This window comes from Collinsella sp. AF23-2 (genome assembly GCF_003459245.1).
Taxonomy (GTDB): Bacteria; Actinomycetota; Coriobacteriia; order Coriobacteriales; family Coriobacteriaceae; genus Collinsella.
In genome coordinates this window covers 274696-298389 of the sequence record NZ_QRVG01000001.1, presented here as the reverse complement: position 1 = coordinate 298389, position 23694 = coordinate 274696, and the positions used below count along the sequence as shown (strand labels likewise).

Genomic DNA, 23694 nt, shown 5'->3' with positions numbered 1-23694 from the left:
GGCGAAGCGCCCGCCCAACGGTCAAAAATCGCAGGCAAGCGGCCTAGTCGTTAGGGACACTCTTGAACAGGCAACAACCAAGGAGCGACCCCGGATGCCGGCACTTAGGGACGTTCCCAAAGTGCCGGCACATAAGGAACGTCCCCAAATGCCGTCTACTGAATGGCGCCGCCGAAATTATCGAACAACCTGTTCAAAAACACGAACGAACACCGTCGCGTCTATACTAGAGCGTAGCAATAGAAAGGACTCCGCTTTGAGCATCACGCCCATCGATAGCATTCGCCGCGCCATCGCCCGCCGCAATGGCGTCGCCGACCCCACCGTATCGGACGGGGCGCACGGGCAGGGCGGACGCATCGAGAACGGCCTGTTCCCCGCATCGCACACCGCCGAGGAGCTCGCACGAATCCAAGAGCTAAGCCAGCGTAACGCCGGCGGTCCCGACAGCAGCCAGGCCACACGCCGTCGCCGCGAGCGCGATCGCCAGCCCGGCCCCATCCACCGCATGGTCAATGCCTGGTGGAACCGCCTGCTCGGAGCCGTCTACGGCGGCGGCTTCTCCACGCAAGAAGCCGAGTACGAAGATCACGCCACCCGTCGCGACTACCTTTGGAATACCCTGGGCACCGCCGTGTGGGGCATGGTGTTTCCGTTGCTCACCATCGTGTCCACACAGCTCGTGGGCGCCGAGGAGGCTGGCAAATTCTCCATCGCCTTTGTCACCGGCACGCTCATCATGATCGCGTGCAACTACGGCGTGCGCAATTTCCAGGTCTCGGACATCGACGAAAAGACGTCCTTTGCCTCTTACCAGCTCAACCGCTGGATCTGCGGAGCGCTCGCGCTGGCATGCGGCCTGGTATACAGCAGCGCCCGCGGCTACGATGCGCAGATGGCCACAATCGGCCTGGGCGTCTACCTGTATAAGGTGATCGACGGCATTGCCGACGTGTACGAGGGACGCCTGCAGCAGGCCGACAAACTCTACCTGGCCGGCATGAGCCAAACGCTACGATCCGTCGGCGTCATCGCGGTCTTTAGCGTGGCACTGTTCCTCACGCGCAGCATGCCCATCGCCGCCATGGCCATGGGTGTTACCGCGATTGCCTCGCTCGTGCTGGTCACCGCCCCGCTCGCCCTGCTCGAAACCGAAAAATAACGCCGTATGAGTCTGCGCGAGGCTGGTCACCTGTTTATCCAGTGCGCCCCGCTCTTTGGTGCGCTGTTCCTGTTCAACCTCATCGAGAGCATGCCCAAGTTCGTGATGGAAGGCACACTGGCCTACAAATACCAGCTGTACTTTAATGCACTGTTCTTTCCAGCGCAGGCTATTTTGTTGAGCATTGGATTTATCTATAAACCGCAGCTCCTACGTCTGTCGAGCATTTGGGCGAATCCGCGCAAGCGTCGCCGCTTTGACTTGATTATTGTTGCCGTTATGGCACTGATCGTGGTCATTACCGGAGCGTGCGCCGCATTTATGGCAGGCCCCGGCATCCCCATCATGAGCTTTATGTACGGCCTCAACTTTGAGCGCTACCGCACGCTGGCACTGCTAATGGTTGTCGCCGGCGGCGTCACCGCGGCAATCGACTTTATCTACGCCATCATCACGGTGTTGCGCCACGCCGGCGATGTCACCAAGATCTACCTGATCTGCTTCGCCGTAAGCGTGGTGCTGCCGGTGATCCTGATTAAGCTGCTGGGTCTGATGGGCGCCGTGGTGAGCTACCTAGCCATCATGGCCCTACTCCTGGTGCTGCTGATAATCGAGTACGCCCACATCCGCCAGCGCATCGAGCGCGACCGCAACCCCTACGGCGCCTAATTAGCTGCCCCGGTCACCGGAATTTGCGATGGAATCGCCCCGGCTGGGGTCTCGTTGAAGACAATATGCATTACGTAAAACTAAGTGAGTAGATTTTTACCGAATCCCTGACCACACCGACAGAGCACAAGTCTGTGACCTGCGGTTTTATTGAGGCAAATATGTTGGGTGCTCGGCATTTCCAAAAAAGTCTACTCACTTAGCCAGCGGGCAGCCAAATGATTATTTAATCCCCGTCCCAGAGAAATCAATTAGCGGGCAGAAGGGCAAGAGTAGTCAAAAAAGCCCCGTCCCAAATTAGCTACCACTTGCACCGATTATTCGCCCGGGTTGATGTTCGCGTAGAACTCCGCCCCATCATCGAGCCGCAGGATGCCCACGCGACCGAACTCGGAGCCGGTGGCGGCGGCGCAGTCGATGTCGATGCGATCGGGCACGCCGGCGGTATCCTCGCCACCCAGGCGCACAATCTGCCCGCGGCCCGACTCCTCATCGAGCCCCGCCAGGCCGCCAACCTCGCAATAGCGCCCAAGCGACACCGTGGGCGTGTGGCCGCTCACCACGACCGGGCCCTCGCCCTCGGCAGAAAGCAGTCCCGTCGGCGCATCCCAATAGCCGTGACGAATCCACAGCAGGTCATCGGACGACTGCACGGCGAGCATTTGCCGCAGCAGCTCGCTATCGGCATCGACCGCTCCCCTGCCGTCACCGCAATCGACACCATGCTCAAGCAAAAACGCGCGCGCCGCCTCGGTCTGGATGCCGGCATGCACCAGCAGGTACGGGCGCTCCTCGGTCTCGGCCACCGCGTAGAGCGGCAGCGCGGCCATCCATCGCACGAGCTCCTCGTATGCCTCAAATTCCATGTCGTTGAGCTGCTCGCTCGTCGTCCAGCCACCGTTGATATCCCAGGTCTCGGCATCGAGCGGGTCCTGGCCAATGATGGCATCGAGCATGATCTGCTCGTGATTGCCCTTGAGCACGTGGGCGTTGGGCAGCGAGCGCACGAGCTTAATAACGCCGACCGGATCGGGCCCGCGATCGATCATGTCGCCCAGCACGTACAGCGTGTCGTCGGACGTCAACGAGATCTTAGACAGGGCCTCGTCAAGCGCACGCACGTGCCCGTGAGCATCAGATGTCACATAGATCGCCATGGTACGCCTCTCCTTGCATTGCGGTCTAAGCCCGGCGCCGCAACTAAAACTTCAAGTTGAACTTAAACGTTACCCATTGTACTCCGTTGCAATAAAGCTGGAAAGGGTTTCCGAGCAGAGGCAAAGACGGCAGCCGTCTATGACGATATCGCGCACGCCCGTAATCCGCCCCCATAAACCCACCACCTTTGGGTACAAATAACCGCAGACAACTGACCGTGCCACGCCAACCACCCAGGAGCGGACACTATCCATGAACCAGATACTTCTCTTTATCGGCCTCGTCATCATTTTGTGCCTGACCATCAAACCCGTCGGCAAAAAACTCCCCTTCCCCACCCTCCTCATCTTTATTGCGCTCGGCATGCTGCTCGGCGTCAACGGTCCGGCGCACATCGACTTTAGCGACTACGCGCTCACCGAAACCGTCTGCAGCACGGCGCTGCTGTTCATCATGTTCTACGGCGGCTTTAACACCAACATCGACCGTGCCAAACCCGTCGCCGCGCCCGCTGTGCTGCTGAGCACGCTCGGCGTTATCGCCACCGCCGGCATCACTGGCGTGTTCGCACACTTCGCACTGGGCTTCGACTGGATCGGCGGCCTGCTGCTGGGCTCGGTCGTGGCGTCGACCGACGCGGCGAGCGTCTTTAGCGTGCTGCGCGAGCACAACCTGTCGCTAAAGGGCGGCACCGACTCGCTGCTCGAGGTCGAATCGGGCTCCAACGACCCCGTCGCCTACATGCTCACCGCGGTACTCGCCACCCTCGCGGCGGGTGGCAACATCGACATTCCCGTGCTGCTGGCCAAGCAGATCATCCTGGGCGTGGGGCTGGGCCTTGCCATCGGCTGGATATCCAGCCGCCTGATTGAGCGCGCACACGCAACGGCCGAGGGCGCGCAGACTATCTTTTTGTTCGCCGTGGCGATCGTCGCCTACGCACTGCCGAGCTACCTGGGCGGCAACGGCTTTTTGGCCGTATACCTGGCAGGCATTGTGCTGGGCGCGAGCGACATCACCGGCAAGGTCGAGATGGCGCACTTCTTTGACACCCTTACCGAGATGGCCGAGATGACGATCTTCTTCTTGCTCGGCCTGCTCGTCACGCCCGCGCGCCTGCCGCAAATGCTGCTACCCGGCCTGGCGCTCATGGCGTTTATGCTCTTTGCGAGCCGCCCCATCGCCGTCGGTCTGCTGCTGGCGCCCTTTAAGACGAGCCCTCGCCAGGTTGCGCTCGTAAGCTGGGCGGGCTTGCGCGGCGCGGCTTCGGTCGTCTTTAGCCTCTTTGCTGTGGTGGCCGGCGTTCCCGGCGGACACGACCTATTTGACCTGGTGTTTGTGATTGCCGTATCGAGCATTGTGGTGCAGGGTTCGCTACTGCCGGCGGTGGCGAAGAAACTCGATATGATCGATGCGGCCGGCGACGTGCGCCGCACCTTTAACGACTACCACGACGAGGACGGCATGTCGTTTGTAAAGCTCAAGGTGGGCGCTGGCCATCCGTTTGCCGGGCGCTCGCTCGCCGATATTGGCAGCGCGACGGACATGCTCGTGGTCTTGGTGCTGCGCGACGGGGCACACCCGGTACTGCCCAACGGCGATACCGTCATCGAGGAAGGCGACCTTCTGGTGATGGCAGCCCCAACGTTCGAAGAGCGTGCCGAGGTTACGCTGCGCGAGGTCACCGTGACGCCCCACGGTCGCCTGGCCGGTCAGCGCCTGCGCGACGTGCCGCAGGGCAAGCACCCGTTTATCGTGGTGATGCTCAAGCGCGACGGCCAAACCATCATCCCCGATGGCAACACCCTAATATACGCCGGCGACGAAGCCGTCATCGCCACGCTAGCTTCCTAGCAGCCCGTCCCTCTTCAGCTACTAGCTGTCACCCACAGCAAAGTCGCGGAGGTCGAGGCCTTCGCGTTCGGCTCGGGCTAGGAGCTCTTGGGGCGACTCGTCCTCGATATCCATCACGTCGAGCATGGCAGCGGGAAAGCCCACGCCAGCCGCGCTCCCCGCGTAGTCGAGCAAGCCCTCGCGCAGCTGGTCTACATCAACTTCAATCTTCACGGTGAATCCTCCTACCGGGCAATCGCGGCCGGACAAACCGCACGTCCCAACTGATGTGCAATAAACTCCAGATACGGCCATAATAAAATAATGAACATCAGGGAGGTTACGGATGATGGACAAGCTCACTGCCATGACAGAACAAGTCAGAGATTTTTGTGATGCGCGCGATTGGCGCAAATATCACACTCCAAAGGAACTTGCCATCGGCATAGCGACAGAGTCCTCCGAACTCCTTCAGCTTTTCCGCTTTATGAGCGACAAGCGCATTGCAGAAATGTTCGATAGCCCTGATCAGCGCCAAGCCATCGAAGACGAAGTTGCCGACACGCTCCTCTTTCTCCTACGTTTCGCCGATCTAAACGGAATCGACCTCCCAAAGGCGCTCTCGTCCAAACTCAAACGCAACGGCGAGCGCTATCCCGTCGACACCAGCTCCAGCGAATACAGAAAGGCGGCCCACCATGAGTAATGAGTTCGCCCTTCGACAATACACGCTTCCCCTCCCCCAACCCTTCGAGGCAAGCGAATCGCTGCAGGACTTTGGCACGCCAAAGCCCGGATTCCACCATGACGAGAGTTGGCCCGTTCTCTATATTCTGACCAACAGTAAAAACAAAACGGCGTACATCGGTCAAACGACCAATTATCGACGCCGCATGAAGCAACACGCCGCAAACGTGGACAAAGACTTCGACCGGACCCTCCTGATTGACAATCCAACCTTCAATCAGTCAGCAACATTTGAGTTTGAGAATCGACTTATCGAGCTGTTCTGCGCTGACGAAAAATACCAGGTAACCAACGCCAACAATGGCTAAGCCCAGTTCGATTATTTTGAGCGACCTCAGTATCGCCAGAAGTTCAGAGACCTCTGGACAAAGCTTCGCGAAGAGAACTATGCGATCCACCCCATCGAAGAGCTCGAGAATACCGACCTGTTCAAATTCTCGCCCTTCAAAACGCTCACGCCCGATCAATACGAAACGATTGAGGCGATTTACAGGCGGCTCGAGCAAGAGCATGAAGACATTAAACACGGCGGTCCCAAGAAAGAGCGCGTAACCGTCGTGAACGGCGCGCCGGGAACAGGCAAAACAATCCTCGCCATCAGTCTCATGTTCAAAATCAAAAATGAGCCGAACCTTTCCGGTCTGCGGGTCGGCTTCGTGACGCCCATGGAGTCTCTGAGCAAGACGCTCAAAAAACTCACGCACTTCCTCCCCGGGTTAAAGCCCGGCGATATCCTGAGCCCCAACGACGTCACAAAAAACGATCGGTATGACGTCTTGCTTGTCGACGAGGCGCACCGACTGGGAAACTACTTATCCGCCGGCGCCGGCATCGGAGCTTTCTACAACACATGTGAACGACTCAGCTTGCCGCGCACGAGCAGCCAGGTGGATTGGATTTTCAAATGCTGCGACAAGGCGTACCTGTTCTTTGACCCCAAACAGCAAGTCCGCGCATCGGGACTCAACCGAGATGGCCTTGAGCAGCGACTCAACCAACTCGAAGAAGCCGGCATCGAGACCGAAGAATTCAACTTGAGTACCCAAATGCGCGTGCGTGGCGGCGATGAGTACCTCGATTTTGTCTACGACCTGCTTGATAACAAAGCGTACATGCATGCCGGCATGAAGTTCAAAGCACTCTTTTCATAGGAGCCTTACGATTCGCGAGCCGGGGATCCGGACAGCGATATCCCCAGATACCAGTTTGGAATCGTCGACCGATTTGAGGACTTCTGCTCTCTGCAGCAAACCAAGGAAGAAGAAGTTGGTCTATCCCGCATGATGGCAGGCTTTGCGTGGAAGTGGGAAACGAAGAATAACAAAGATGCGTTCGATATCGTCATCGAGGGCATTCCCAAACGCTGGAACTCAACCCAGAAGGATTGGGTTAACTCCGCCAACGCCGTCAACGAAGTCGGATGCATTCATACGGTACAAGGCTACGACCTCAACTACGGATTCGTAATTCTGGGTCCCGACATTTACTACGATTCGAACAAAGATGCAGTCAACGTTAACAGGGCAAACTTCAAAGATGCCGTTGCCAAGAAAAAGGCAAGCGACGATGATCTGCAAAAGATCATCGTCAACGCCTACTACGTCCTCATGACGCGCGGCATGTTAGGAACGTATCTCTATGTGTGCGACCCCGCGCTCAAAGAGTACCTGTCACGGTATATCCCGGCGATATAGACCTTGCGACCGCCCTCCCCCATGTAACCATCCTGTAAATCATAGCGGCGCACTCGAGTTTTACCGTGATGCGGTCGCGCCTAGCGCTCCACTGTGCTAAAGTATCCCGAACGTTCAAACGACTACGAGGGGGAACTAGAAGATGGCACGTGTGCACAACTTCTCAGCTGGCCCGGCCGCACTGCCCACAAGCGTGCTCGCCGAGATCGCCGACGAGATGATGGACTACCGCGGTTGCGGCATGTCCGTGCTCGAGATGAGCCATCGATCTAGCATGTACCAGCAGATCATCGACGACGCCGAGGCAACCCTACGCCGCCTGCTGAGCATCCCCGACAATTACCGTGTCCTGTTTTTGCAGGGCGGCGCCACGCTGCAGTTTGCGGGCATCCCCATGAACCTCATGCGCCGCGGGCGCGCCGGCTACATCGTGACCGGCAACTTTGCCAACAAGGCGTACAAGGAGGCCGCCAAGTACGGCGAGGCCGTGCTGCTCGCGAGCTCCGAAGACACCAACTTCGACCGCATCCCCGACATGGCCGACATCAACGCGCGTATTGCCGCCGAGGCTGCGGGCGACGGGCTCGACTACGTCTACATCTGCCAGAACAACACCATCTTTGGCACCATGTACCGCGAGCTGCCTAACTGCGGCGATGTGCCGCTGGTCGCCGATGTTTCGAGCTGCTTTTTGTCGCAGCCACTCGACGTCGAGCGCTACGGACTCATCTACGCCGGCGCTCAGAAAAACGCCGGCGCCGCTGGCGTGACCGTGGTCATCGTGCGCGACGACCTGATCGCCGACGGCCCGGCCTTTGCGCAGACGCCGCAGTACATGAACCTTAAGACCCAGGCCGCCAAGGGCTCCATGCTCAACACGCCCAACACCTTTGGCATCTACGTGTGCGGCAAGGTGTTCCGTTGGGTTGAGCAGACCGGCGGACTTGCCGCCATGGCCGAGCGCAACTGGGCCAAGGCCAACCTGCTCTACGACCTGCTCGAGCACAGCGAGCTGTTCCATGGCACCGCGCAGGCCAACAGCCGCTCCATCGCCAACGTCACGTTCCGTACCGGCGACGCCGAACTCGACGCGGCCTTTGTTGCGGGCGCGGCAGAGCACCAGATCCAAAACGTCAAGGGCCATCGCCTCGTCGGCGGAATGCGCGCCAGCGTGTACAACGCCGTCACCATGGAGGACGTGCAGGCGCTGGCCACGTACGTGAAGGACTTCGAAGCGCAGCATAGTTTGAGCCCGCGATCTAACTAGCCCGCAACACGCGGGCCGACCAGCCACTTCAAACCACTTGTTATAAACAAATCCGCTAAGGAGTTTTTCATGCGCAAGATTAAAACCATCGACGACATTACCAAGGACGGCAAAGTCGAATTTGGCGAGGGCTACGAGTTTGTGGGCACCGCCGAGGAGGCCGACGCCATTCTGATGCGCTCCACCGACCTGCACGGCTACGAGCTGCCCGAGGGCATCCGCGCCATCGCCCGCTGCGGCGCCGGCGTCAACAACATCCCCGTCGAGGAGTACGCCAAGAAGGGCGTCGTCGTCTTTAACTCCCCCGGCGCCAACAGCAACGCCGTCAAGGAGCTCGTCCTGGGCATGTTGGTGCTCTCGAGCCGCGGCGTGGTGCAATCGATGAACTGGGTGCGTGACAACGCCGACGACCCCGAGATTCAGGTCGATGCCGAAAAGGCCAAGAAGGCCTTTGTGGGCCGCGAGCTCAAGGGCAAGCGCATCGGCGTCATCGGCCTGGGCAACGTGGGCTCCAAGGTCGCCAACGCCTGTGTCGATCTGGGCATGGACGTCTACGGCTACGACCCGTTCATTTCCGTCGAGCACGCATGGGTGCTGAGTCGCGAGGTGCAGCGCGTGGGCACGCTCGAGGACCTCTGCCGCGGCTGCGACTACCTCACCGTGCACGTGCCCAGCAAGGCCGATACCATCGGCATGATCAGCACCGAGCAGATCGACCTGCTGGCGCCCGACGCCGTGCTCATCAACTACGCGCGCGAAACCATCATTGACGAGGACGCCGTCGACGCTGCCCTGCGCGAGGGCAAGCTCAGCTGGTTTAGCTGCGACTTTGCCACGCCCAAGACCGTCAAGATGCCCAACACGTTTATCACCACGCATTCGGGCGCCGGCACCGGCGAGGCCGAGGCCAACTGCGCCGACATGGCCATCAGCGAGCTCAAGGATTACCTGGAAAACGGCAACATCGCGCACAGCGTCAACTACCCCGCCTGCAGCATGGGCAAGGCGCGCGCCGCAAGCCGCATTGCCTGCCTGCATGCCAACGTGCCCAACATGATCGGCCAGATCACGGCCATTCTCGCCAAGGACAACGCCAACGTGCAGCGCATGACCAACGAGTCCGCTGGCGAGAACGCCTACACCATGTTCGACACCGATGAGCACCTGGACGGCAGCACGATCGAGGCACTCAAGCATATTCCGTCGATGTATCGTGTGCGCGCGATTAAATAGCGCCGGCGCCAATCCTGCCAGACAGACCACGAAGCCCATTCGGCCCCCGTTTTCACGAAACGGGGGCCGATTTTGTTGCTCCGGACGACTTTAAAATGATACCCATAACAAGTTTTTTCAGATAATCGATAGTGAGGCTCAAGTCGCTAAGCACACCCGCTTTGATAAACAGCTTTATCAGGGACTTTAGTAGGTAAAAATCGATCTCTATGTGCCGAATGTAAGTTGACTGTCCATTTTCCGAAACAACTTATTCTAGATAGCATTTTTAAGGCCCCTCCAAGGCGAAATATAAGTCTTTTTGTGACCAAAACTCTAGTCCGCGCGACCGTTTTCCACCCGCGCGGCTACATTCCTGCCCAATCGATAAAAATCTCCTCACGAAGCCGCCGTTCGAGCTCCTGCTGTCGCGGCGTCTTGTCTTTCAGCGGCACATCGAGATAGGACATGATGAGCTCCATCACCACGCGGAAGGCATCGGAGTCGGCCAGCTGACCATAGGTCATCAGAATGACGGGATATCCCATCGCTTGCAGCGCCGTCGTTCGATCGGAGTCCGAAATCTTGGATTCAATGGATCCGTGAATGGCTTTACCCTGGCATTCAACCAGACACTCTCGGCTGCCGTCCTTATTTGCCAGCAGGATATCGGCATAGCGCCTATCAAGCCCCGAAATCAGGCGGGCGCTGCGCGTCATACGAATCTCAACGTTATTGGTAAGGCTCAGCCCTTCGCCGCCGCGCAACCTCGTAAGGCCAAACAGCATCGAAGCCTGGACCTCGAGCGGCGATGCTGCCACCCCCGTAATGCATTTCGCGGCTCGTATGAACGATTTAGCGCCGCGGAGCCCCCGGACCTTATCGACGAACTCTGTAAGCTCAGAGAGCTCGATCAAGGGAGGTCGTTTCCACAAGTCCGTTGGATTCCCCGAGACATCCTTTACGTTTTCCCAGCCCGACCGTGCGTCACCCCACCGGCCCCCGTATGCCTGCTCAAGTGCCGACTTTACCTGAGGCGCAATCTTGCACACGGCAAAGGTGCCGCACATCTCATACATGCACATGATTAGACGCTCGTTTGAGACCGAGGAAGCCAGGGTCAGCAGGGTAAAGAGTGGGGACGCAACATCGAGGCCAAACTCCGTCTGCCGCACGGAATCAAACGGCCTCTCCCCGTTCCAAACATGCCTGACAATGCGATCGCCCTTACGTCCGCAGCTGCCCTGCGCCAACACGTGTAACGGGGTGCCCAGGAAATGCGTGACGAGCGGATGCTCACATAGGTGCTCCCTGCGCGGATCGTCCGCAGAATCGGGCAGGTCCGGCATTATTGCCAAGACCTGTGGAGGTATCCGGTGATACCGAAAGGCAGATATGTCGCACAGCATGTCGTCCATGAAGGGTACGTACCCGCTGCGTCGCTTGTGAACCCGCCCGGACGGCAAACGCGCTGGCTCGGCCTGCGAACGGTAAATACTGCCACGCCCACGTCGCGGATCTCTCAGGAGGCTTACAATCGGTTTGGAAAGCAAACTGATTGTGAGGTTGCATATGGTTGATGAGGATTTTGCCTGGCGGCTTGCGCAGGAGCTTGTGCGGATCGACAGCTCAGACCCGGGCGCGTATGAGGATGAAATTGAGCGCTTCATTAAGAGGCTCATTGAGCAGCAGCTGGCACAACTTGATAGTTCTGCGCTCGATGCCGTGCAGATTGAGGAGCTCGAAGTGCTGCCCGGGCGCCGCAACCTTAAAGTCACCGTGCCGGGCCAAAGCGACGAGCCGCGGCTGATCTATATCTGCCACATGGATACCGTCACCTTGGGCGATGGCTGGGACGCAGACATCGAACCGCTTGGGGCGGTTGTGCGCGACGATAAACTCTATGGCCGCGGTGCCTGCGATATGAAGGGTGGCCTGGCCTGCGCCATTGCCGCACTGGTCCATACGCTCGAGCGCGTGGCGGCGGATGGCGCGCTGCCACGCCGCGGCTTTTCGCTCATCTGCTCGGTCGACGAGGAAGACTTCATGCGCGGCTCAGAGGCCGCGATCGATGCTGGCTGGGTCAGCTCGCGCGAATGGGTGCTGGACACCGAGCCCACCGACGGACAGATCCAGGTGGCGCACAAGGGGCGTACGTGGTTCGAGATTGAAATGGCTGGCGTGACGGCGCATGCGAGCCAGCCTTGGAAGGGCGCGGATGCCGTCGCCGCCATGGCCGAGGTCGTGTGTTCGCTTCGTCGCGCGTTTGCGGCGCTGCCCGCGCACGATGAGCTGGGGCCTTCGACCATCACGTTTGGCCAAATCGAGGGCGGATATCGCCCCTACGTCGTACCCGACCGCGCCAAAGTCTGGGTCGACATGCGCCTGACCCCGCCGACCGATACGGCCGCCGCAATCAATATGGTCGAGCATGCCATCGCCGTCGCCGAAGCCGCCGTTCCCGGTTGCCATGGCAGCTACACCGTGACGGGCGACCGCCCCGCCATCGAGCGCGACCCGAACTCTCCCCTTCTAGCAGCGCTCAAGCGTGCCGCCGATGACGTAACGGACGCGGACACGACCGTCGGCTTCTTTACCGGCTACACCGATACCGCCGTCATTGCCGGCAAGACAGGCAACCGCAATTGTATGAGCTACGGCCCCGGCTCGTTGGCGCTCGCACACAAGCCCGACGAGTATGTGCCCCATGCCGATATCGTTCGCTGCCAAAACGTGCTCATCGCGCTTGCCGATAACACGCTCTGGGACGCAAGCGGCCAAGTTGGGGCATAATAAGCCGCGAACAAACCGACTCGCGCGTTAGGACCGCCCATGAAAGCACTTCCGTTTCCCTGCATCCGCCCGGCTCAGGACCGTGTGCTCGAGGCGCTGCCTGCGATGGGCGGTATCCTGAGCGGCAACGACGCCCTGCGCGGCGCCATTGCTGACGGCCTAATGCTCAAGGATCCAGGCGCGGCGTATTACGTGTACGAATGCTCGGGCGAGCCGGGTCGCGCGACGGGTGTCGTGGCGATTTGCCCGGTTAACGTACTGACGGGTAGCGACGAGGCTGCCGCCGAGAGCGTCGACGCACTCGCCGCCGCGCGCGCGATCGCCGAGCTTAAGGTGCAGCCGCGCCCCGTGTCGCTCGCCTACGAGGCGTCGCCCGTCATGGATATCATTTTGAGCGCTGCCAAAGAGGGCGCATCGCTCTACGCCGTCACCGATCCCGCGGGCGTCACACATCGCGTGTGGGAGGTCAAGCGCGAGGACGCCGTTGCCGCCATCCGTGCCATGCTCGATCAGGCGCCCGACCCGGTGTTCGCCGGTGACTCCGCCTATGTCGCCGCACTGGCTGGGGCATCGCAGATTCTGGCCGACGAGGCCCGCGCTGCCGGCGCCTACTCTGGCAAAGAGCCGTTCAACTTTGCTGTAGCCGTGCTGTTCCCCGCCGCGCAGGTCAGCGGCAGCGCGCCGCAGGTTCCGACGGGTCTGCTCACTCACCAGGTCTCACGGTTCTAGCGAACTCAAACGCTAAGCTGGAAAACCCAGCATCCAAACAAACAAGGGGCGGAGATGCAGCAAACGCATGCACCTCCGCCCTTTTCGCATCAAACAATTACGCCGGTAAACCGGGCCGCAACGTCAGCGTTATCCACGCTGCGGACCTGCCGCCGCCACGAGCGGCTCTAGCCCCAGCTCGCGCGCGTAGTCTTCCTGCGTAAAGACTTCGACCAGTTCAAACGTATCGGCCGCATCGTCAAACGCAAAATGCAGCACTGAGCAGTTGCCCGGCACGCGTTCGCGCTCGTCGGCCGCCGCGCCCCGCACGTGGTCCAAAAACTCCTTGATAGCTGAGCCATGACTTACCGCGAGCACGCACGTATGGTCCGGACGCCGCATAAGATCGGTCAGCGTCGCCACCATGCGCGTGCGCACCTGGATCTGGCCCTCGCCGCCAAACTGCCGATAGAAGTCGCGCCACGGGCGCTCGGGCATAAGCATCACGCGCTCGGCCTCAAAGTCGCCAAAGAACCACTCACGCAGGCCGTCCAGGCGCTCGTACGCCAAGCCCGGCCACAAGTTGGCGATAGTCTGCTCGGTGCGATGAAGCGTAGAGGTGTAGGCATGATCGGGCTCAATGCCGCGCGCACGTAAAAACATGCCGGCGCGCGCCGCCTGGTCGCAACCCAACTGCGTAAGCGGCGAGTCACTCCACCCCTGAATGATACGCTTAAGGTTGAATATCGTCTGTCCATGACGGACCAGATACAGATCTTTATTCATAGGGGTCCTTTCGTTCGTTACCAACCCAAGAGCGAAAACGCCCCGTCGCAATAGCCAAAATGAAGCACGGCACCGTTGTCGGGTAGCTCTCCCCCGCCAGTCACATACTCAAGAAACTCCTGGCAGGCTGAGCCGTGGGAAACCGCCAGCACGCAGTCGTGCTGCGGCCGGGCCATAATACGGGACAGCGCCGCGACCATGCGCGACTGAAGCTGCACTTCCGACTCGCCGCCAAAGGCCACCGGATAATCGCCCCAGGGCTGCGGCGGCATCTCGCGATTTGATGTGCCCTCCAGCGAGCCAAAATGCCACTCACGCAGGTCATCGACCAGCTCAATGGAACGGCCCTCGCCAACGATAAGCTCGGCCGTATGCCGCGCCCGGCCCAACGGCGAGGAATACACATGATCAAAGGCCACGCCACGCGCCGCAAACGCCGTACGCGCCGTCAGCGCCTGCTCGCGCCCGCGCGCCGTAAGCGGCGAATCGTGCCAGCCCTGCAAAATGCTCTGCACATTGAGCTCAGTCTGCCCATGCCGCACCAAATACAGATCTGCCACACGCTCTCCCCTCGTACCACCACAAAGGGGACAGGCACCTTTGTGGTGGTTTACCGTCTGATCACGCCGCGGTGACGCTCAGCTACACCAGCACGTCGGCGAGCGGGCGCTTGGGTACGTGGTGCACCTGCGCATCGTCACGCCAGTAATTAATTGAGCCGTCGGGGTTGGAATCGATCGCATCGATCATCTGCGTCTCGGCCGGCACGCCAAAAGCCATGATCAGCTTGAGCTCATACTTGTCGTTATCGAGCCCCATAGCATCGATCGCGCGGGGCGTAAAGGCCTTGAACATGCAGGCTGCCACCTCGGGCGTGGCGCTGCGAGCGGCGAGCATCATCGTCTGCGCGGCAATGCCCGTGTCGACCTCGGTGATGGGCGCGGCGGGCTTACCCGGAACAGCGCGCTCGGCAAGAATCGCGATGTAGCCGGTCGGACGCTCGCCCTCGGCAGGACCCGACCAATCCTTAAGCGCGCCGGCCCATGCAAGCTCATCAAATACACGCGCGCAATCCTCGGCACCGCTCACCACATGAAAACGCAGACGCTGAGCATTGGCGCCGCAGGGAGCCAGGTGCGCCAGTTCCGCCAGCTCGAGCAAAAACTCGCGCGGCACGCGCATGGACTCGTCAAAACGGCGGCACGTACGGGCGCGGCGGACCAGCGCGTCAAACGTGTCCAGGCCAAGCTTTTCGCAACCTTGCTTTGCCATCGATTCGACACTCGACGGTGCCTCGGGAACTGCTTCGTTCATAGGGACCCCCAATACAAGCCAATTGTCCTTAGGAAAATCTAACCTAAAACGTAGGCAATAACGAACAGGGCTGCAATGTTCTACACCTGTTGAATAGAAACTCGCGACGTGGGGAACAACGGAAACAATTCGGGGCCTTTGGGTTACGTTTCGCCCTCCCCGACCCATACGTCAGCGCCCTTAGGGGATACTGGTTGTAACGATCAAGGCTTACGCCGCACGGAAAGGAGACTTATGGGCATCTTTAAGAACGATGATCAAAAATCGAGCCAGTTTGGATTTGACGAGAAAAGCATGGCGGGCAAAGCCGTCAAGGCCGTACGCTGGATCTACGCCATCACGGGCGTCTTAGCACTCATTGCTGGTATCGCGCTGCTTTTTGCACCTGCCAAGTCCCTCGTCTTTTTGACGACTGTCCTGGGTTTTTACTTTGTAATCACTGCTGCCATCAGACTATTCACTGCCATTTTTGAGCCGCTGCTGCCCACCGGCTGGCGCGTGACGAGCATCATCTCCAACCTACTCATTATCTTGGGCGGCGTCATAATCCTGCGCAATCAGGCCTTCTCGACCGCGACGCTCACCACGCTTGTAGTGGTCGTCGCCGGCTTTGGCTGGATCGTCGAAGGCGTCATGTCGATTCTGGAATCCGAGCTTTCCGCCAACCGCGCCCTCGCCATCCTGAGCGGCGCACTCTCCATCATCGCGGGCATGTTCGTGTTTATCTATCCGCTGTGGTCGGCCAAGATGCTCGTCATCTTTAGCGGTGCCGCGCTGCTGGTGTTTGGCGTGACGCTCATTGTCCGCGCCATTCAGTTTGGCAAACTGGTGCGCTAGATGCCAAAGACGCTTTTTATTGATGCCGACGCCTGCCCGGTCACGCGCGAGTCGATTGACTGCGCGCGGCGGGCGGGCGTCGCCGTTGTTATCGCCGGCAACAGCACGCAAAACCTGGAACGGCACATTCGCCGCGACGACCCGCGCGATGCCGAGCACGCGCGACGCGGCTTTTGGATCACGACGCTCGACGTGAGCGTGGGCGCCGACAGCGCCGACTTTGCCATTGTCGAACGCCTGCAGGCGGGCGACGTGGTCGTGACGCAGGACATTGGCTTGGCGAGCATGGTGCTCGGGCGCGATGCCGCCGCTATCGGTGTGCGCGGGCGCGTCTACGACAAAGCAACCATCGACATGCAGCTGTTTATTCGCCACGAGGAAAAGAAGGTACGCCGCGCCGGCGGACGCACTCGCGGTCCGGCAGCATTTACCAGCGAAGACCGCGCCCGCTTTAAACGCAACCTCACCGAGTTGCTGCACTAACCAAGGTAGGTTTTTGGGACATGCCTAATAATCTACCTTTTTGTTTTGCCGATTGACGCGCATCCAACGCCCAGGTCATGGCGGTGGAATTTATGGCATGTCCTAGTTTTACGGCATGCCCCAAACATCCACTTAGAACCCAAAGGCGGAAAGGATAAGGCCCCAGCCAGCGCCGATGACGTACATCATGATCAGGAACACGGCATTTTCGCGGGCGCTGCGGTTGGTGCGGAACAGCACCAGATAACCCACGCCGGCGGAAATGAGCGTGCCGGCGAGCATCGGCGCCAGTTGCAGCGCGCCTTCCAGATACAGCTGTGTAATGACCACGCTCGCCGAGCAATTGGGAATCAGCCCGACAAGCGCCGAACCCAGGACAGCGAGTGTCTCGTTGCCGCGCAGGAACTGCTCGATCGCGGACTCGCCGAACGTCTCGAGCACGGCGACCAGAATCAGCGTCACCAGAAAAATGAATACCGAGACCTGCACGGTGTGCGAGATCGCACTGCGGATGATCGACAGGACAGGCGTCCCTTCGTGGGAGTGAGAGTGACCGTGACCATCATGGTGTTCATGTTCGCCCTCATGACCGTGATCGTGGCCATGTCCGTGTTCGTGCTCGTCTTCGTCTTCATCACATCCGCAATGGTCGCGCTCGCACAGCTCGTGGATGTGGTCGGCGCTCACGCCCGCCTCGGCCACCTCGTCGATGATGTCACCGCCGCTGTGGTCGTCGTGCGCGCAGTTCACGTGGGCCGGATTGGCCGCGGTTCCCAGCACGGTACGGCGAATCGCCGCGTGCGCGCGGGCGTTACGGCGCAGGCCGCGAATGGCAGCGTCCACGATAAAACCCGTGACCAGTGCGATAAGCGCTTTCGAAGCCAAAAGCATCGCCATAGTCTGCACGGGAACCTGCTCGGCAAGCAACAGCGGCAGCATCTCGTCGGAGGTCGAAAGGAACACCGCCACCAACGTGCCCAAGGTCACGACACGGCCGGCGTACAGCGTGGCCGCCATGGCCGAAAAGCCGCACTGCGGCACCATGCCCAGCAGCGAGCCAACCACGGGACCCGCAGCGCCGGCGCGCTTGATAGCGCCGTTGACGCGGTCGCCCGCAACGTGCTCAAGTGTCTCGAGAGCAAGATACGTCACCAACAAAAACGGCACCAGCGACAGCGTGTCCTTGCCGGCGTCGAGCAGAATATCAATCAGTAAATCCATGACGGATGGAACCTTTCGTGTCTTTCGGCAGCATTGTAAAAGTCCTAGCGGTCAACTAGGGTATTGTAGTTGTCCCGGGCGCGGTGCCAATAGTTGCCTATGGTAAACTATCATCTCGCCATAACTCAGTAACCTCGAGCCGCACAACGCGGCTCGTCCAAGGAGTAGCATATGAACGTATCGCAAGCACTCGAATACGAGCGCCAGCCGTTTATCCCCATGTTTATCTACGGCGACCACGGCGCCATGGAGTCCGAGCGCCAGAAGGGCGAGGAGGCCCTCAAGGTGCTCGAGACCGAGTACTTTACTGCCGAGGGCGACCCCGGCTTCGACTTTGCCACCGTGCGCGACCTGGCCGACCGCAACCGCGACCTGTGCGACCAGATTGGCGAGGCACGCCTGCGCAACGTGACGCCCGCGACGCTCTCGCGCGGCCTGTCCGACGCCGACACCTGCGCCGCCATCGGCAAGATGCAAAAGCGCACCGCCGCGTCCGTTATGCGCGAGATCCGCGGCGACCGCGACGCACTCGGCGTGGCCTATGCCCGCAAGCCCATCCAGGGCACCGTGCTCGGTATCGACATCGAGACCACCGGTCGCGCGCCCGAGCGCGGCTATATCATCAACGTCGGCTGGGAGATCATGGAACTCACCAGCGACGCCATCCCGCACGACGCCGAGGCGCACTACTGTGGCCTGCCCGACATCTACCGCGGCGAGGATGTGCCGCTGTCGAATATCCACCACATTACCTGGGACGACATCGACGGCAAAACGCCCTTCCGCGAGAACAAGGAGCTGCAAAAGCAGCTGCTCAAGCTTATGAAGAAGTACCCGTACATGGCACACAACGCCGCCTTTGAGGACAGCTGGTTCAAGATCCACCTGGACGGCTACGCCGAGGCACGCCGCGCCGGCAAGATCATCGTCATCGACTCGCGCCAGATCTGCCGCAGCCTGGACGCCGACGTGCGCTCGCTCCCCCGCGAGTCCGCCCCAGCCGCGCTCGAGAACTGGGCGCGCCGCCGTGGAACCCTCGCCGCCGACGCCAACGAGCAGCACCTGGGTCTGGATGACACCGACCTCATGCTCCGCACGGTACAGGCCGAGTTCAACCTCAAGAACCTATTCGCGAAATAGCAACGCCTGCGACAAACACTGCTTGCTCACGAGCGGCCTCGCAGCGGGAAACACCGCAGCGGGGCCGCCCTACGCTCCACAGATAGATCTGCCATCACAAATTCTGAACCCTCATTTTGAACGATTTCGGCCAATTCCCGACACGTAATTCGTTGTCGGATGGTGATGCATTGATATCAAATGTGCAGCAATTGAGTTTTTATATGCTATAGCTAAGCTGCGAGAACATTGATTTTAGGCGTGCCAGCCCATAATCGCGTCAAGCTTTTGGACAGCATTTGGTTAGGCCCCTAAAACGGCTTTCCCACTCAGCGCCATCAACACGGCATTAGCTGACACGATATATACCATGAGTATCGTATTGTCACATACCACTGCAAAAGCGGTCTACCAGGCCGCGCATTCGGCTTCTGCGAAAGACACCGAGCCCTGTAACCCTGCCGCGATTTACGGATCATGTCCCACCGGAACGCTCCTTGACGCAGCCGCAGAATGGCTCACCAAACACGATGTTTCCCTTGACGCAAATGATTGCCTCGAAGTAATGGTGTTTGATCGCAGGAATGCGCGCTATGCAATGAACTGTCAATGCCACGTTTCGTCAAAACGATTCTCGAGCTCACGCTTTATAGAGCTCAAAGATGGCATCTTCATTGTTGGCGTTGAGCTTTGCGCACTTCAGGCCGCCACCTATCTCCCTTTTCGCGAACTGGTGGAGTACTACTTTGAATTGTGCGGCGCTTACTCCCTTGGAACCGACTCTTCCACCTCGTATAACGAGCGTTTCGCGCTCACCTCGACCGAAAGGTTAAAACAGTTCTTTAATTCCATTACCAGATGCGACGGTCTGGCCCTTGCCCGAAAGGCGATCCAATGTGTGCGCGACGGATGCCGGTCTCCTATGGAAACGGCCTTTGTCATGATGCTAACGCTGCCTAAAAGCGAAGGAGGGCTTGGTATTAAGGGAATTGAGACCGATTACGAGGTGCAGGTCACCGCTGCCGCAAAGAATCTCACGAGACGCAAAAAGTTCTTTATGGATGCGTATCTAAAGAAATCTCGCACAGACATTGAATACAACGGGTTTTATCATGACGCGGAAGAAGACCGCGCCATCGATGAGGAGCGCAAGAATGCGCTTGCGTCCATGGGATACGGAATCATCACCGTCAGTCGTTATTCCTTTATGCATGCCAGCGCTTTCGTTAGGGTCATGGAGGCGATCCAACGGAAAGAGGGCATACGTCCCTCGCGTCTGCCAAAAGACTTTCAAATCATGCAAGAGAACCTGAGACAGTTTGTGCTCAGAAGGTTTATAGAAGAGAAAAAGCGAATTCAGAAGCAGCTTCGCCAGGATTCCGAAGATCGTCAACGAATCGACCTCGAAAAAGCAACACTCGAAGGCATCACGCTGGATGACCCGACAATAAATGAAGTTCCGGCAATCGATGACATGCAGACTGTCGAATCCGACAGCCCATCATTTGCCCAAATAAGCAGCCTCGCGCCCGAGGGCAGAATCTTCGGGGCCGGAAGCTAGACCGGCTAACAAGGTGGGTACCCTAGCGATGTGCAAAATTGCGAGTATTCAGCAGGGTCGGCCCTCCAGCACCCACAAGTTAATCCAAATGAAAAACAAAAACGCTATCGAACGGGAACGTTAGGCAACATTTGAGGAAGACCTTGTCTGTTTACCGCCCTTGGATAACTCTTGAGCGGCTTTATTTGGCCTGGAATAGATTAACGGACCCCCTATAGTTGCAGAATACTCCAATTTTTGCACGGCGCGGGGGCACCCACCCCGGCATCGGCTATCAAAACCGCTCAGTCCGGAATCTCGTCCACTATTCCCCATCATTTTATGCGACGAATTACCTGTACGTCATTGACATATGAACATGCGCTCATATAATCGGAAGTAAGTTATATGAGCGCATGTTCATATGAAAGGATATTGCAATGAGCATCCGCGTTGATGAAACGAAACCCGACATCGAGGCCACCGAGCCCGTGATTCCCACCAGCTGCTCGCCCGAGGACCTTCCCGACGAGGAGCTGTTGTACGACCTGGCCGACCTGTTCAAGGTCTTCAGCGACACCACACGCATCAAGATTCTCTATGCCCTCATGGGTCGCGAGCTCTGCGTGGCTGACATCGCCGAAGCGACCGCGACCTCGCAGTCTGCGGTGTCGCACCAGCTGCGCACGCTTAAGCAGTCGCACCTGGTCAAGTTCCGCCGCGACGGCCGCAACATTCTCTACTCGCTCGCCGACGATCATGTCTACACCATGCTCAACCAGGGCATGAGCCATATCTGCGAATAGCAATCAACCACGGTATCAGCGCGGCCGGCACCCAGACCGCTAACACAGGGAAAGGAACCCACCATGAAAAAGCAGTTTAAGCTCGACGAGATCGATTGCGCCAACTGCGCGCGTGAACTTCAGGACGAGCTGGCTAAGCTCGATGGCGTCAAGTCCGTTTCGGTCAACTTTATGACCCAGAAGCTGACGCTCGAGGCCGACGACGCCGAGTTCGACGAGGTCCTGGACCGCGTCGTTGAGTTCACCGCCGACGCCGAGCCGGACTGCGAGATCATTCTCTAACCCGCGCACACGTTGACCTGTAAGGCCGCGCTTGCCGCGGCCTTTGCTCGCGAAATTATATGAGCAAGTGTTCATACACTCAAATGGGAGGTTTGAATCATGGCAGCCGCCGACCCCAAAAAGAAAAAGAAGAAGCGCAAGAAGAAAGAGTCCCTTGAGCACAAGCGCAACCGCATCCTGGTAGCACTGGGCATTTTTGCCGTTGTTTATGCCCTCGACGAGCTCGGCGCCCTCACTATCGCATTTGGGGAGCCCGGCAACATCTACGCCAGCTTCGCGCTGTTCCTCGTGCCGTTTTTGATTGCCGGCTACGACGTACTGCAAAAGGCATTCAATAACATCCGCCGCGGCAAGGCCTTCGACGAGAGCTTCCTCATGGCCGTCGCGACCATCGGCGCGTTTGCCATGGTGCTCTTCCCCGACACCGACCCGCACATGGCCGAAGGCGCCGCCGTCATGCTGTTCTACCAGGTCGGCGAGTTGTTCCAGGCATACGCCGTGGGCAAGAGCCGCAAGTCGATCAGTGCCATGATGGACATCGCGCCCGACTACGCTAACGTCGAGCAAGCCGACGGCACACTCGAACAGGTCTTTCCCGATGACATCGCCGTCGGCACCGTGATCGTGGTCAAGCCCGGCGAGCGCGTGCCTATCGACGGCGTCATCGTCGAGGGCGAAACCCAGCTCGACACCGCCGCGCTCACGGGCGAGTCAGTCCCCCGCCCCGCCAAGACCGGCGACGATATCATCAGCGGCTGCATCAACATGACGGGCCTCATCCACGTGCGCACCACCAAGCCCTTTGGCGAGTCAACCGTCGCGCGTGTTCTGGAGCTCGTGGAGAATGCCAGCGAAAAGAAGGCGCGCACCGAGAACTTCATCACGCGCTTTGCCCGCGTCTACACCCCCGCCGTCACTGGCGCTGCCGCGGTGCTCGCGCTTGGCGGCGGCCTGGTGACTGGCGCTTGGTCCGATTGGATCCTGCGCGGCCTGACCTTCCTGGTCGTCAGCTGCCCGTGCGCCCTCGTGATCAGCGTACCGTTGAGTTTCTTTGGCGGCATCGGCGGCGCGTCCAAGCTGGGCGTTCTCATCAAGGGCTCCAACTACCTCGAGACGCTCGCCGACGTGGACACCATCGTCTTCGACAAAACGGGCACCCTCACCAACGGCACGTTCTCAGTCGTCGCGGTGCACCCCGAGGCTGGCTATACCGAGCAGTCGCTGCTCGAAGTCGCAGCCCTTGCTGAGTCGTTCTTCGATCACCCCATCGCGCAGTCCGTGCGCGACGCCTACCAGGGCGAGGTCGACCCCAAGCGCGTGAGCGACTCCGCCAACGACGCGGGCCACGGCGTGACGGCAACCATCGACGGCAAGCACGTCGTCGTTGGCAACGCCAAGATGCTCGCCGCGGCCGGCGTTGAAGCACCGGACTGTGAGGTTGTCGGCACGATCCTCCACGTGCTCGTTGACGGCGTGTACGCCGGCCACATCGTGATTGCAGACACCGTTAAGGCCGATGCGGAGCAAACGATTCGCGACCTGCATGCCGCCGGTATCAACCGCACCGTCATGCTCACGGGCGACCGCGAGGAGGTTGCAGCGTCTGTGGCCAAGCAACTCGGTCTCGACGAGTTCCACGCGCAGCTCCTGCCGGGCGACAAGGTCGAGCGCGTTGAGGCGCTACTCGCGGCCGAAAGTGGCAAGGGCAAGCTCGCCTTTGTCGGCGACGGTATCAACGACGCTCCTGTGCTTACGCGCGCCGATGTGGGCATTGCCATGGGCGCCATGGGCTCCGACGCCGCGATCGAGGCCGCCGACGTGGTGCTGATGGACGACAAGCCGTCCAACATTTCCCGCGCGATCCGCGTGGCGCGCAAGACCATGTCGATTGTTTGGCAGAACATAATCTTTGCGCTGGGCATTAAGCTGCTGATCCTTGTGCTGGCAGCGCTGGGTATCGCCAATATGTGGCTTGCCGTCTTTGGCGACGTAGGCGTGGCGATCATCGCCATCCTGAACGCCATGCGCGCGATGGGTGTCAAGAACCTGTAGCGCTCGTGGTC

General features: G+C 59.6%; 23 protein-coding genes and 1 pseudogene. 17 read left to right on the top strand and 7 right to left on the bottom strand.

Translation table 11 applies throughout. From position 1 onward, the window contains the following. The first annotated feature begins 256 nt into the window (after positions 1–256). Together DWY03_RS10180 and DWY03_RS10175 are read left to right on the top strand one after the other, a co-directional pair. The gene (locus DWY03_RS10180) at positions 257–1162 is read left to right on the top strand and encodes a lipopolysaccharide biosynthesis protein (protein WP_231500722.1); all 906 of its coding nucleotides are present in this window, start codon (positions 257–259) and stop codon (positions 1160–1162) included. 6 nt (positions 1163–1168) lie between these two features. After that, the gene (locus DWY03_RS10175) at positions 1169–1831 is read left to right on the top strand and encodes a lipopolysaccharide biosynthesis protein (protein ID WP_231500723.1); all 663 of its coding nucleotides are present in this window, start codon (positions 1169–1171) and stop codon (positions 1829–1831) included. A 317-nt stretch (positions 1832–2148) separates the two neighbouring features. Here the strand turns inward: DWY03_RS10175 and DWY03_RS01300 are convergent, their stop codons facing one another. Then, a complete protein-coding gene (locus DWY03_RS01300) occupies positions 2149–2988 on the bottom strand; it encodes a metallophosphoesterase family protein (protein WP_055252016.1) in 840 nt (279 codons plus the stop codon). 253 nt (positions 2989–3241) lie between these two features. On the opposite strand from DWY03_RS01300, the gene DWY03_RS01295 reads away from it, so the two are divergent. Then, positions 3242–4843: a potassium/proton antiporter gene (locus DWY03_RS01295; RefSeq protein ID WP_117563970.1), complete on the top strand. Its 1602-nt coding sequence runs from the start codon at positions 3242–3244 to the stop codon at positions 4841–4843. Positions 4844–4864: 21 nt separating this feature from the next. Here the strand turns inward: DWY03_RS01295 and DWY03_RS01290 are convergent, their stop codons facing one another. Then, positions 4865–5056, bottom strand: coding sequence for a hypothetical protein (locus DWY03_RS01290; protein ID WP_117563971.1), 192 nt, complete (start codon positions 5054–5056; stop codon positions 4865–4867). Positions 5057–5171: 115 nt separating this feature from the next. Here DWY03_RS01290 and DWY03_RS01285 point away from each other — a divergent pair, with 115 nt between their 5' ends. The 5 genes and pseudogenes from DWY03_RS01285 to DWY03_RS01260 all read left to right on the top strand — a co-directional run bounded on the left by DWY03_RS01285 (position 5172) and on the right by DWY03_RS01260 (position 9763). Further along, positions 5172–5528: a nucleotide pyrophosphohydrolase gene (locus DWY03_RS01285; protein WP_197032115.1), complete on the top strand. Its 357-nt coding sequence runs from the start codon at positions 5172–5174 to the stop codon at positions 5526–5528. Continuing rightward, positions 5521–5877, top strand: coding sequence for a GIY-YIG nuclease family protein (locus DWY03_RS01280; protein ID WP_117839746.1), 357 nt, complete (start codon positions 5521–5523; stop codon positions 5875–5877). The genes DWY03_RS01285 and DWY03_RS01280 overlap by 8 nt, the downstream gene beginning before the upstream one ends. Before the next feature lie 84 nt (positions 5878–5961). Then, positions 5962–7263: pseudogene (locus DWY03_RS10170) on the top strand (DNA/RNA helicase domain-containing protein). A gap of 142 nt (positions 7264–7405) precedes the next feature. After that, a complete protein-coding gene (gene serC / locus DWY03_RS01265; RefSeq protein ID WP_117772992.1) occupies positions 7406–8530 on the top strand; it encodes a 3-phosphoserine/phosphohydroxythreonine transaminase in 1125 nt (374 codons plus the stop codon). A gap of 69 nt (positions 8531–8599) precedes the next feature. Continuing rightward, the gene (locus DWY03_RS01260) at positions 8600–9763 is read left to right on the top strand and encodes a phosphoglycerate dehydrogenase (protein ID WP_117839744.1); all 1164 of its coding nucleotides are present in this window, start codon (positions 8600–8602) and stop codon (positions 9761–9763) included. 347 nt (positions 9764–10110) lie between these two features. On the opposite strand, the gene DWY03_RS01255 is transcribed toward DWY03_RS01260, so the two are convergent. Beyond that, complete coding sequence (locus DWY03_RS01255) at positions 10111–10659, bottom strand: hypothetical protein (protein ID WP_147330808.1); 549 nt, start codon at positions 10657–10659, stop codon at positions 10111–10113. A gap of 655 nt (positions 10660–11314) precedes the next feature. Here DWY03_RS01255 and DWY03_RS01250 point away from each other — a divergent pair. Beyond that, complete coding sequence (locus DWY03_RS01250; protein ID WP_117772996.1) at positions 11315–12535, top strand: M20 family metallopeptidase; 1221 nt, start codon at positions 11315–11317, stop codon at positions 12533–12535. A gap of 39 nt (positions 12536–12574) precedes the next feature. Continuing rightward, positions 12575–13264: a DUF1015 family protein gene (locus DWY03_RS01245; RefSeq protein WP_117563978.1), complete on the top strand. Its 690-nt coding sequence runs from the start codon at positions 12575–12577 to the stop codon at positions 13262–13264. A 129-nt stretch (positions 13265–13393) separates the two neighbouring features. Here the strand turns inward: DWY03_RS01245 and DWY03_RS01240 are convergent, their stop codons facing one another. From DWY03_RS01240 to DWY03_RS01230, 3 genes are all read right to left on the bottom strand, one after another. Continuing rightward, positions 13394–14029, bottom strand: a complete 636-nt coding sequence (locus tag DWY03_RS01240) for a histidine phosphatase family protein (protein WP_117772998.1) — start codon at positions 14027–14029, stop codon at positions 13394–13396. Between the two features lie 17 nt (positions 14030–14046). After that, on the bottom strand, positions 14047–14589 hold the full coding sequence (locus DWY03_RS01235; protein WP_055252053.1) for a histidine phosphatase family protein: 543 nt from the start codon (positions 14587–14589) through the stop codon (positions 14047–14049). A gap of 82 nt (positions 14590–14671) precedes the next feature. Further along, a complete protein-coding gene (locus DWY03_RS01230; protein ID WP_158558592.1) occupies positions 14672–15343 on the bottom strand; it encodes a nitroreductase family protein in 672 nt (223 codons plus the stop codon). A 234-nt stretch (positions 15344–15577) separates the two neighbouring features. Here DWY03_RS01230 and DWY03_RS01225 point away from each other — a divergent pair, with 234 nt between their 5' ends. Together DWY03_RS01225 and DWY03_RS01220 are read left to right on the top strand one after the other, a co-directional pair. After that, complete coding sequence (locus DWY03_RS01225) at positions 15578–16180, top strand: HdeD family acid-resistance protein (RefSeq protein WP_117839742.1); 603 nt, start codon at positions 15578–15580, stop codon at positions 16178–16180. Then, complete coding sequence (locus DWY03_RS01220) at positions 16181–16663, top strand: DUF188 domain-containing protein (RefSeq protein WP_117758351.1); 483 nt, start codon at positions 16181–16183, stop codon at positions 16661–16663. Between the two features lie 132 nt (positions 16664–16795). Here DWY03_RS01220 and DWY03_RS01215 read toward each other — a convergent pair whose 3' ends face one another. Next, positions 16796–17884 (bottom strand): putative manganese transporter, encoded by a 1089-nt coding sequence (locus tag DWY03_RS01215; RefSeq protein ID WP_117759706.1) that lies wholly within the window; start codon positions 17882–17884, stop codon positions 16796–16798. A gap of 171 nt (positions 17885–18055) precedes the next feature. On the opposite strand from DWY03_RS01215, the gene DWY03_RS01210 reads away from it, so the two are divergent. From DWY03_RS01210 to DWY03_RS01190, 5 genes are all read left to right on the top strand, one after another. After that, entirely contained in the window at positions 18056–19024 is a 969-nt protein-coding gene (locus tag DWY03_RS01210; RefSeq protein ID WP_117786408.1) for a 3'-5' exonuclease, read from the top strand. Positions 19025–19373: 349 nt separating this feature from the next. Further along, positions 19374–20564, top strand: a complete 1191-nt coding sequence (locus tag DWY03_RS01205) for a hypothetical protein (RefSeq protein WP_147334488.1) — start codon at positions 19374–19376, stop codon at positions 20562–20564. A gap of 419 nt (positions 20565–20983) precedes the next feature. Next, a complete protein-coding gene (locus DWY03_RS01200; RefSeq protein ID WP_117634970.1) occupies positions 20984–21349 on the top strand; it encodes a helix-turn-helix transcriptional regulator in 366 nt (121 codons plus the stop codon). Between the two features lie 63 nt (positions 21350–21412). Further along, positions 21413–21631: a cation transporter gene (locus DWY03_RS01195; RefSeq protein ID WP_006235433.1), complete on the top strand. Its 219-nt coding sequence runs from the start codon at positions 21413–21415 to the stop codon at positions 21629–21631. 99 nt (positions 21632–21730) lie between these two features. Next, positions 21731–23683, top strand: coding sequence for a heavy metal translocating P-type ATPase (locus DWY03_RS01190; protein WP_055252068.1), 1953 nt, complete (start codon positions 21731–21733; stop codon positions 23681–23683). Positions 23684–23694: the final 11 nt, after the last annotated feature.

What these genes read in the sequence shown, in the direction of transcription:
- DWY03_RS10175 (WP_231500723.1), top strand. Translation starts at nt 1,169, where the DNA reads ATGAGTCTGCGCGAGGCTGGTCACCTGTTTATCCAGTGCGCCCCGCTC.
- DWY03_RS01300 (WP_055252016.1), bottom strand. Translation starts at nt 2,988, where the DNA reads ATGGCGATCTATGTGACATCTGATGCTCACGGGCACGTGCGTGCGCTT.
- DWY03_RS01295 (WP_117563970.1), top strand. Translation starts at nt 3,242, where the DNA reads ATGAACCAGATACTTCTCTTTATCGGCCTCGTCATCATTTTGTGCCTG.
- DWY03_RS01285 (WP_197032115.1), top strand. Translation starts at nt 5,172, where the DNA reads ATGGACAAGCTCACTGCCATGACAGAACAAGTCAGAGATTTTTGTGAT.
- DWY03_RS01280 (WP_117839746.1), top strand. Translation starts at nt 5,521, where the DNA reads ATGAGTAATGAGTTCGCCCTTCGACAATACACGCTTCCCCTCCCCCAA.
- serC (WP_117772992.1), top strand. Translation starts at nt 7,406, where the DNA reads ATGGCACGTGTGCACAACTTCTCAGCTGGCCCGGCCGCACTGCCCACA.
- DWY03_RS01260 (WP_117839744.1), top strand. Translation starts at nt 8,600, where the DNA reads ATGCGCAAGATTAAAACCATCGACGACATTACCAAGGACGGCAAAGTC.
- DWY03_RS01250 (WP_117772996.1), top strand. Translation starts at nt 11,315, where the DNA reads ATGGTTGATGAGGATTTTGCCTGGCGGCTTGCGCAGGAGCTTGTGCGG.
- DWY03_RS01245 (WP_117563978.1), top strand. Translation starts at nt 12,575, where the DNA reads ATGAAAGCACTTCCGTTTCCCTGCATCCGCCCGGCTCAGGACCGTGTG.
- DWY03_RS01240 (WP_117772998.1), bottom strand. Translation starts at nt 14,029, where the DNA reads ATGAATAAAGATCTGTATCTGGTCCGTCATGGACAGACGATATTCAAC.
- DWY03_RS01230 (WP_158558592.1), bottom strand. Translation starts at nt 15,343, where the DNA reads ATGAACGAAGCAGTTCCCGAGGCACCGTCGAGTGTCGAATCGATGGCA.
- DWY03_RS01225 (WP_117839742.1), top strand. Translation starts at nt 15,578, where the DNA reads ATGGGCATCTTTAAGAACGATGATCAAAAATCGAGCCAGTTTGGATTT.
- DWY03_RS01220 (WP_117758351.1), top strand. Translation starts at nt 16,181, where the DNA reads ATGCCAAAGACGCTTTTTATTGATGCCGACGCCTGCCCGGTCACGCGC.
- DWY03_RS01215 (WP_117759706.1), bottom strand. Translation starts at nt 17,884, where the DNA reads ATGGATTTACTGATTGATATTCTGCTCGACGCCGGCAAGGACACGCTG.
- DWY03_RS01210 (WP_117786408.1), top strand. Translation starts at nt 18,056, where the DNA reads ATGAACGTATCGCAAGCACTCGAATACGAGCGCCAGCCGTTTATCCCC.
- DWY03_RS01205 (WP_147334488.1), top strand. Translation starts at nt 19,374, where the DNA reads ATGAGTATCGTATTGTCACATACCACTGCAAAAGCGGTCTACCAGGCC.
- DWY03_RS01200 (WP_117634970.1), top strand. Translation starts at nt 20,984, where the DNA reads ATGAGCATCCGCGTTGATGAAACGAAACCCGACATCGAGGCCACCGAG.
- DWY03_RS01195 (WP_006235433.1), top strand. Translation starts at nt 21,413, where the DNA reads ATGAAAAAGCAGTTTAAGCTCGACGAGATCGATTGCGCCAACTGCGCG.
- DWY03_RS01190 (WP_055252068.1), top strand. Translation starts at nt 21,731, where the DNA reads ATGGCAGCCGCCGACCCCAAAAAGAAAAAGAAGAAGCGCAAGAAGAAA.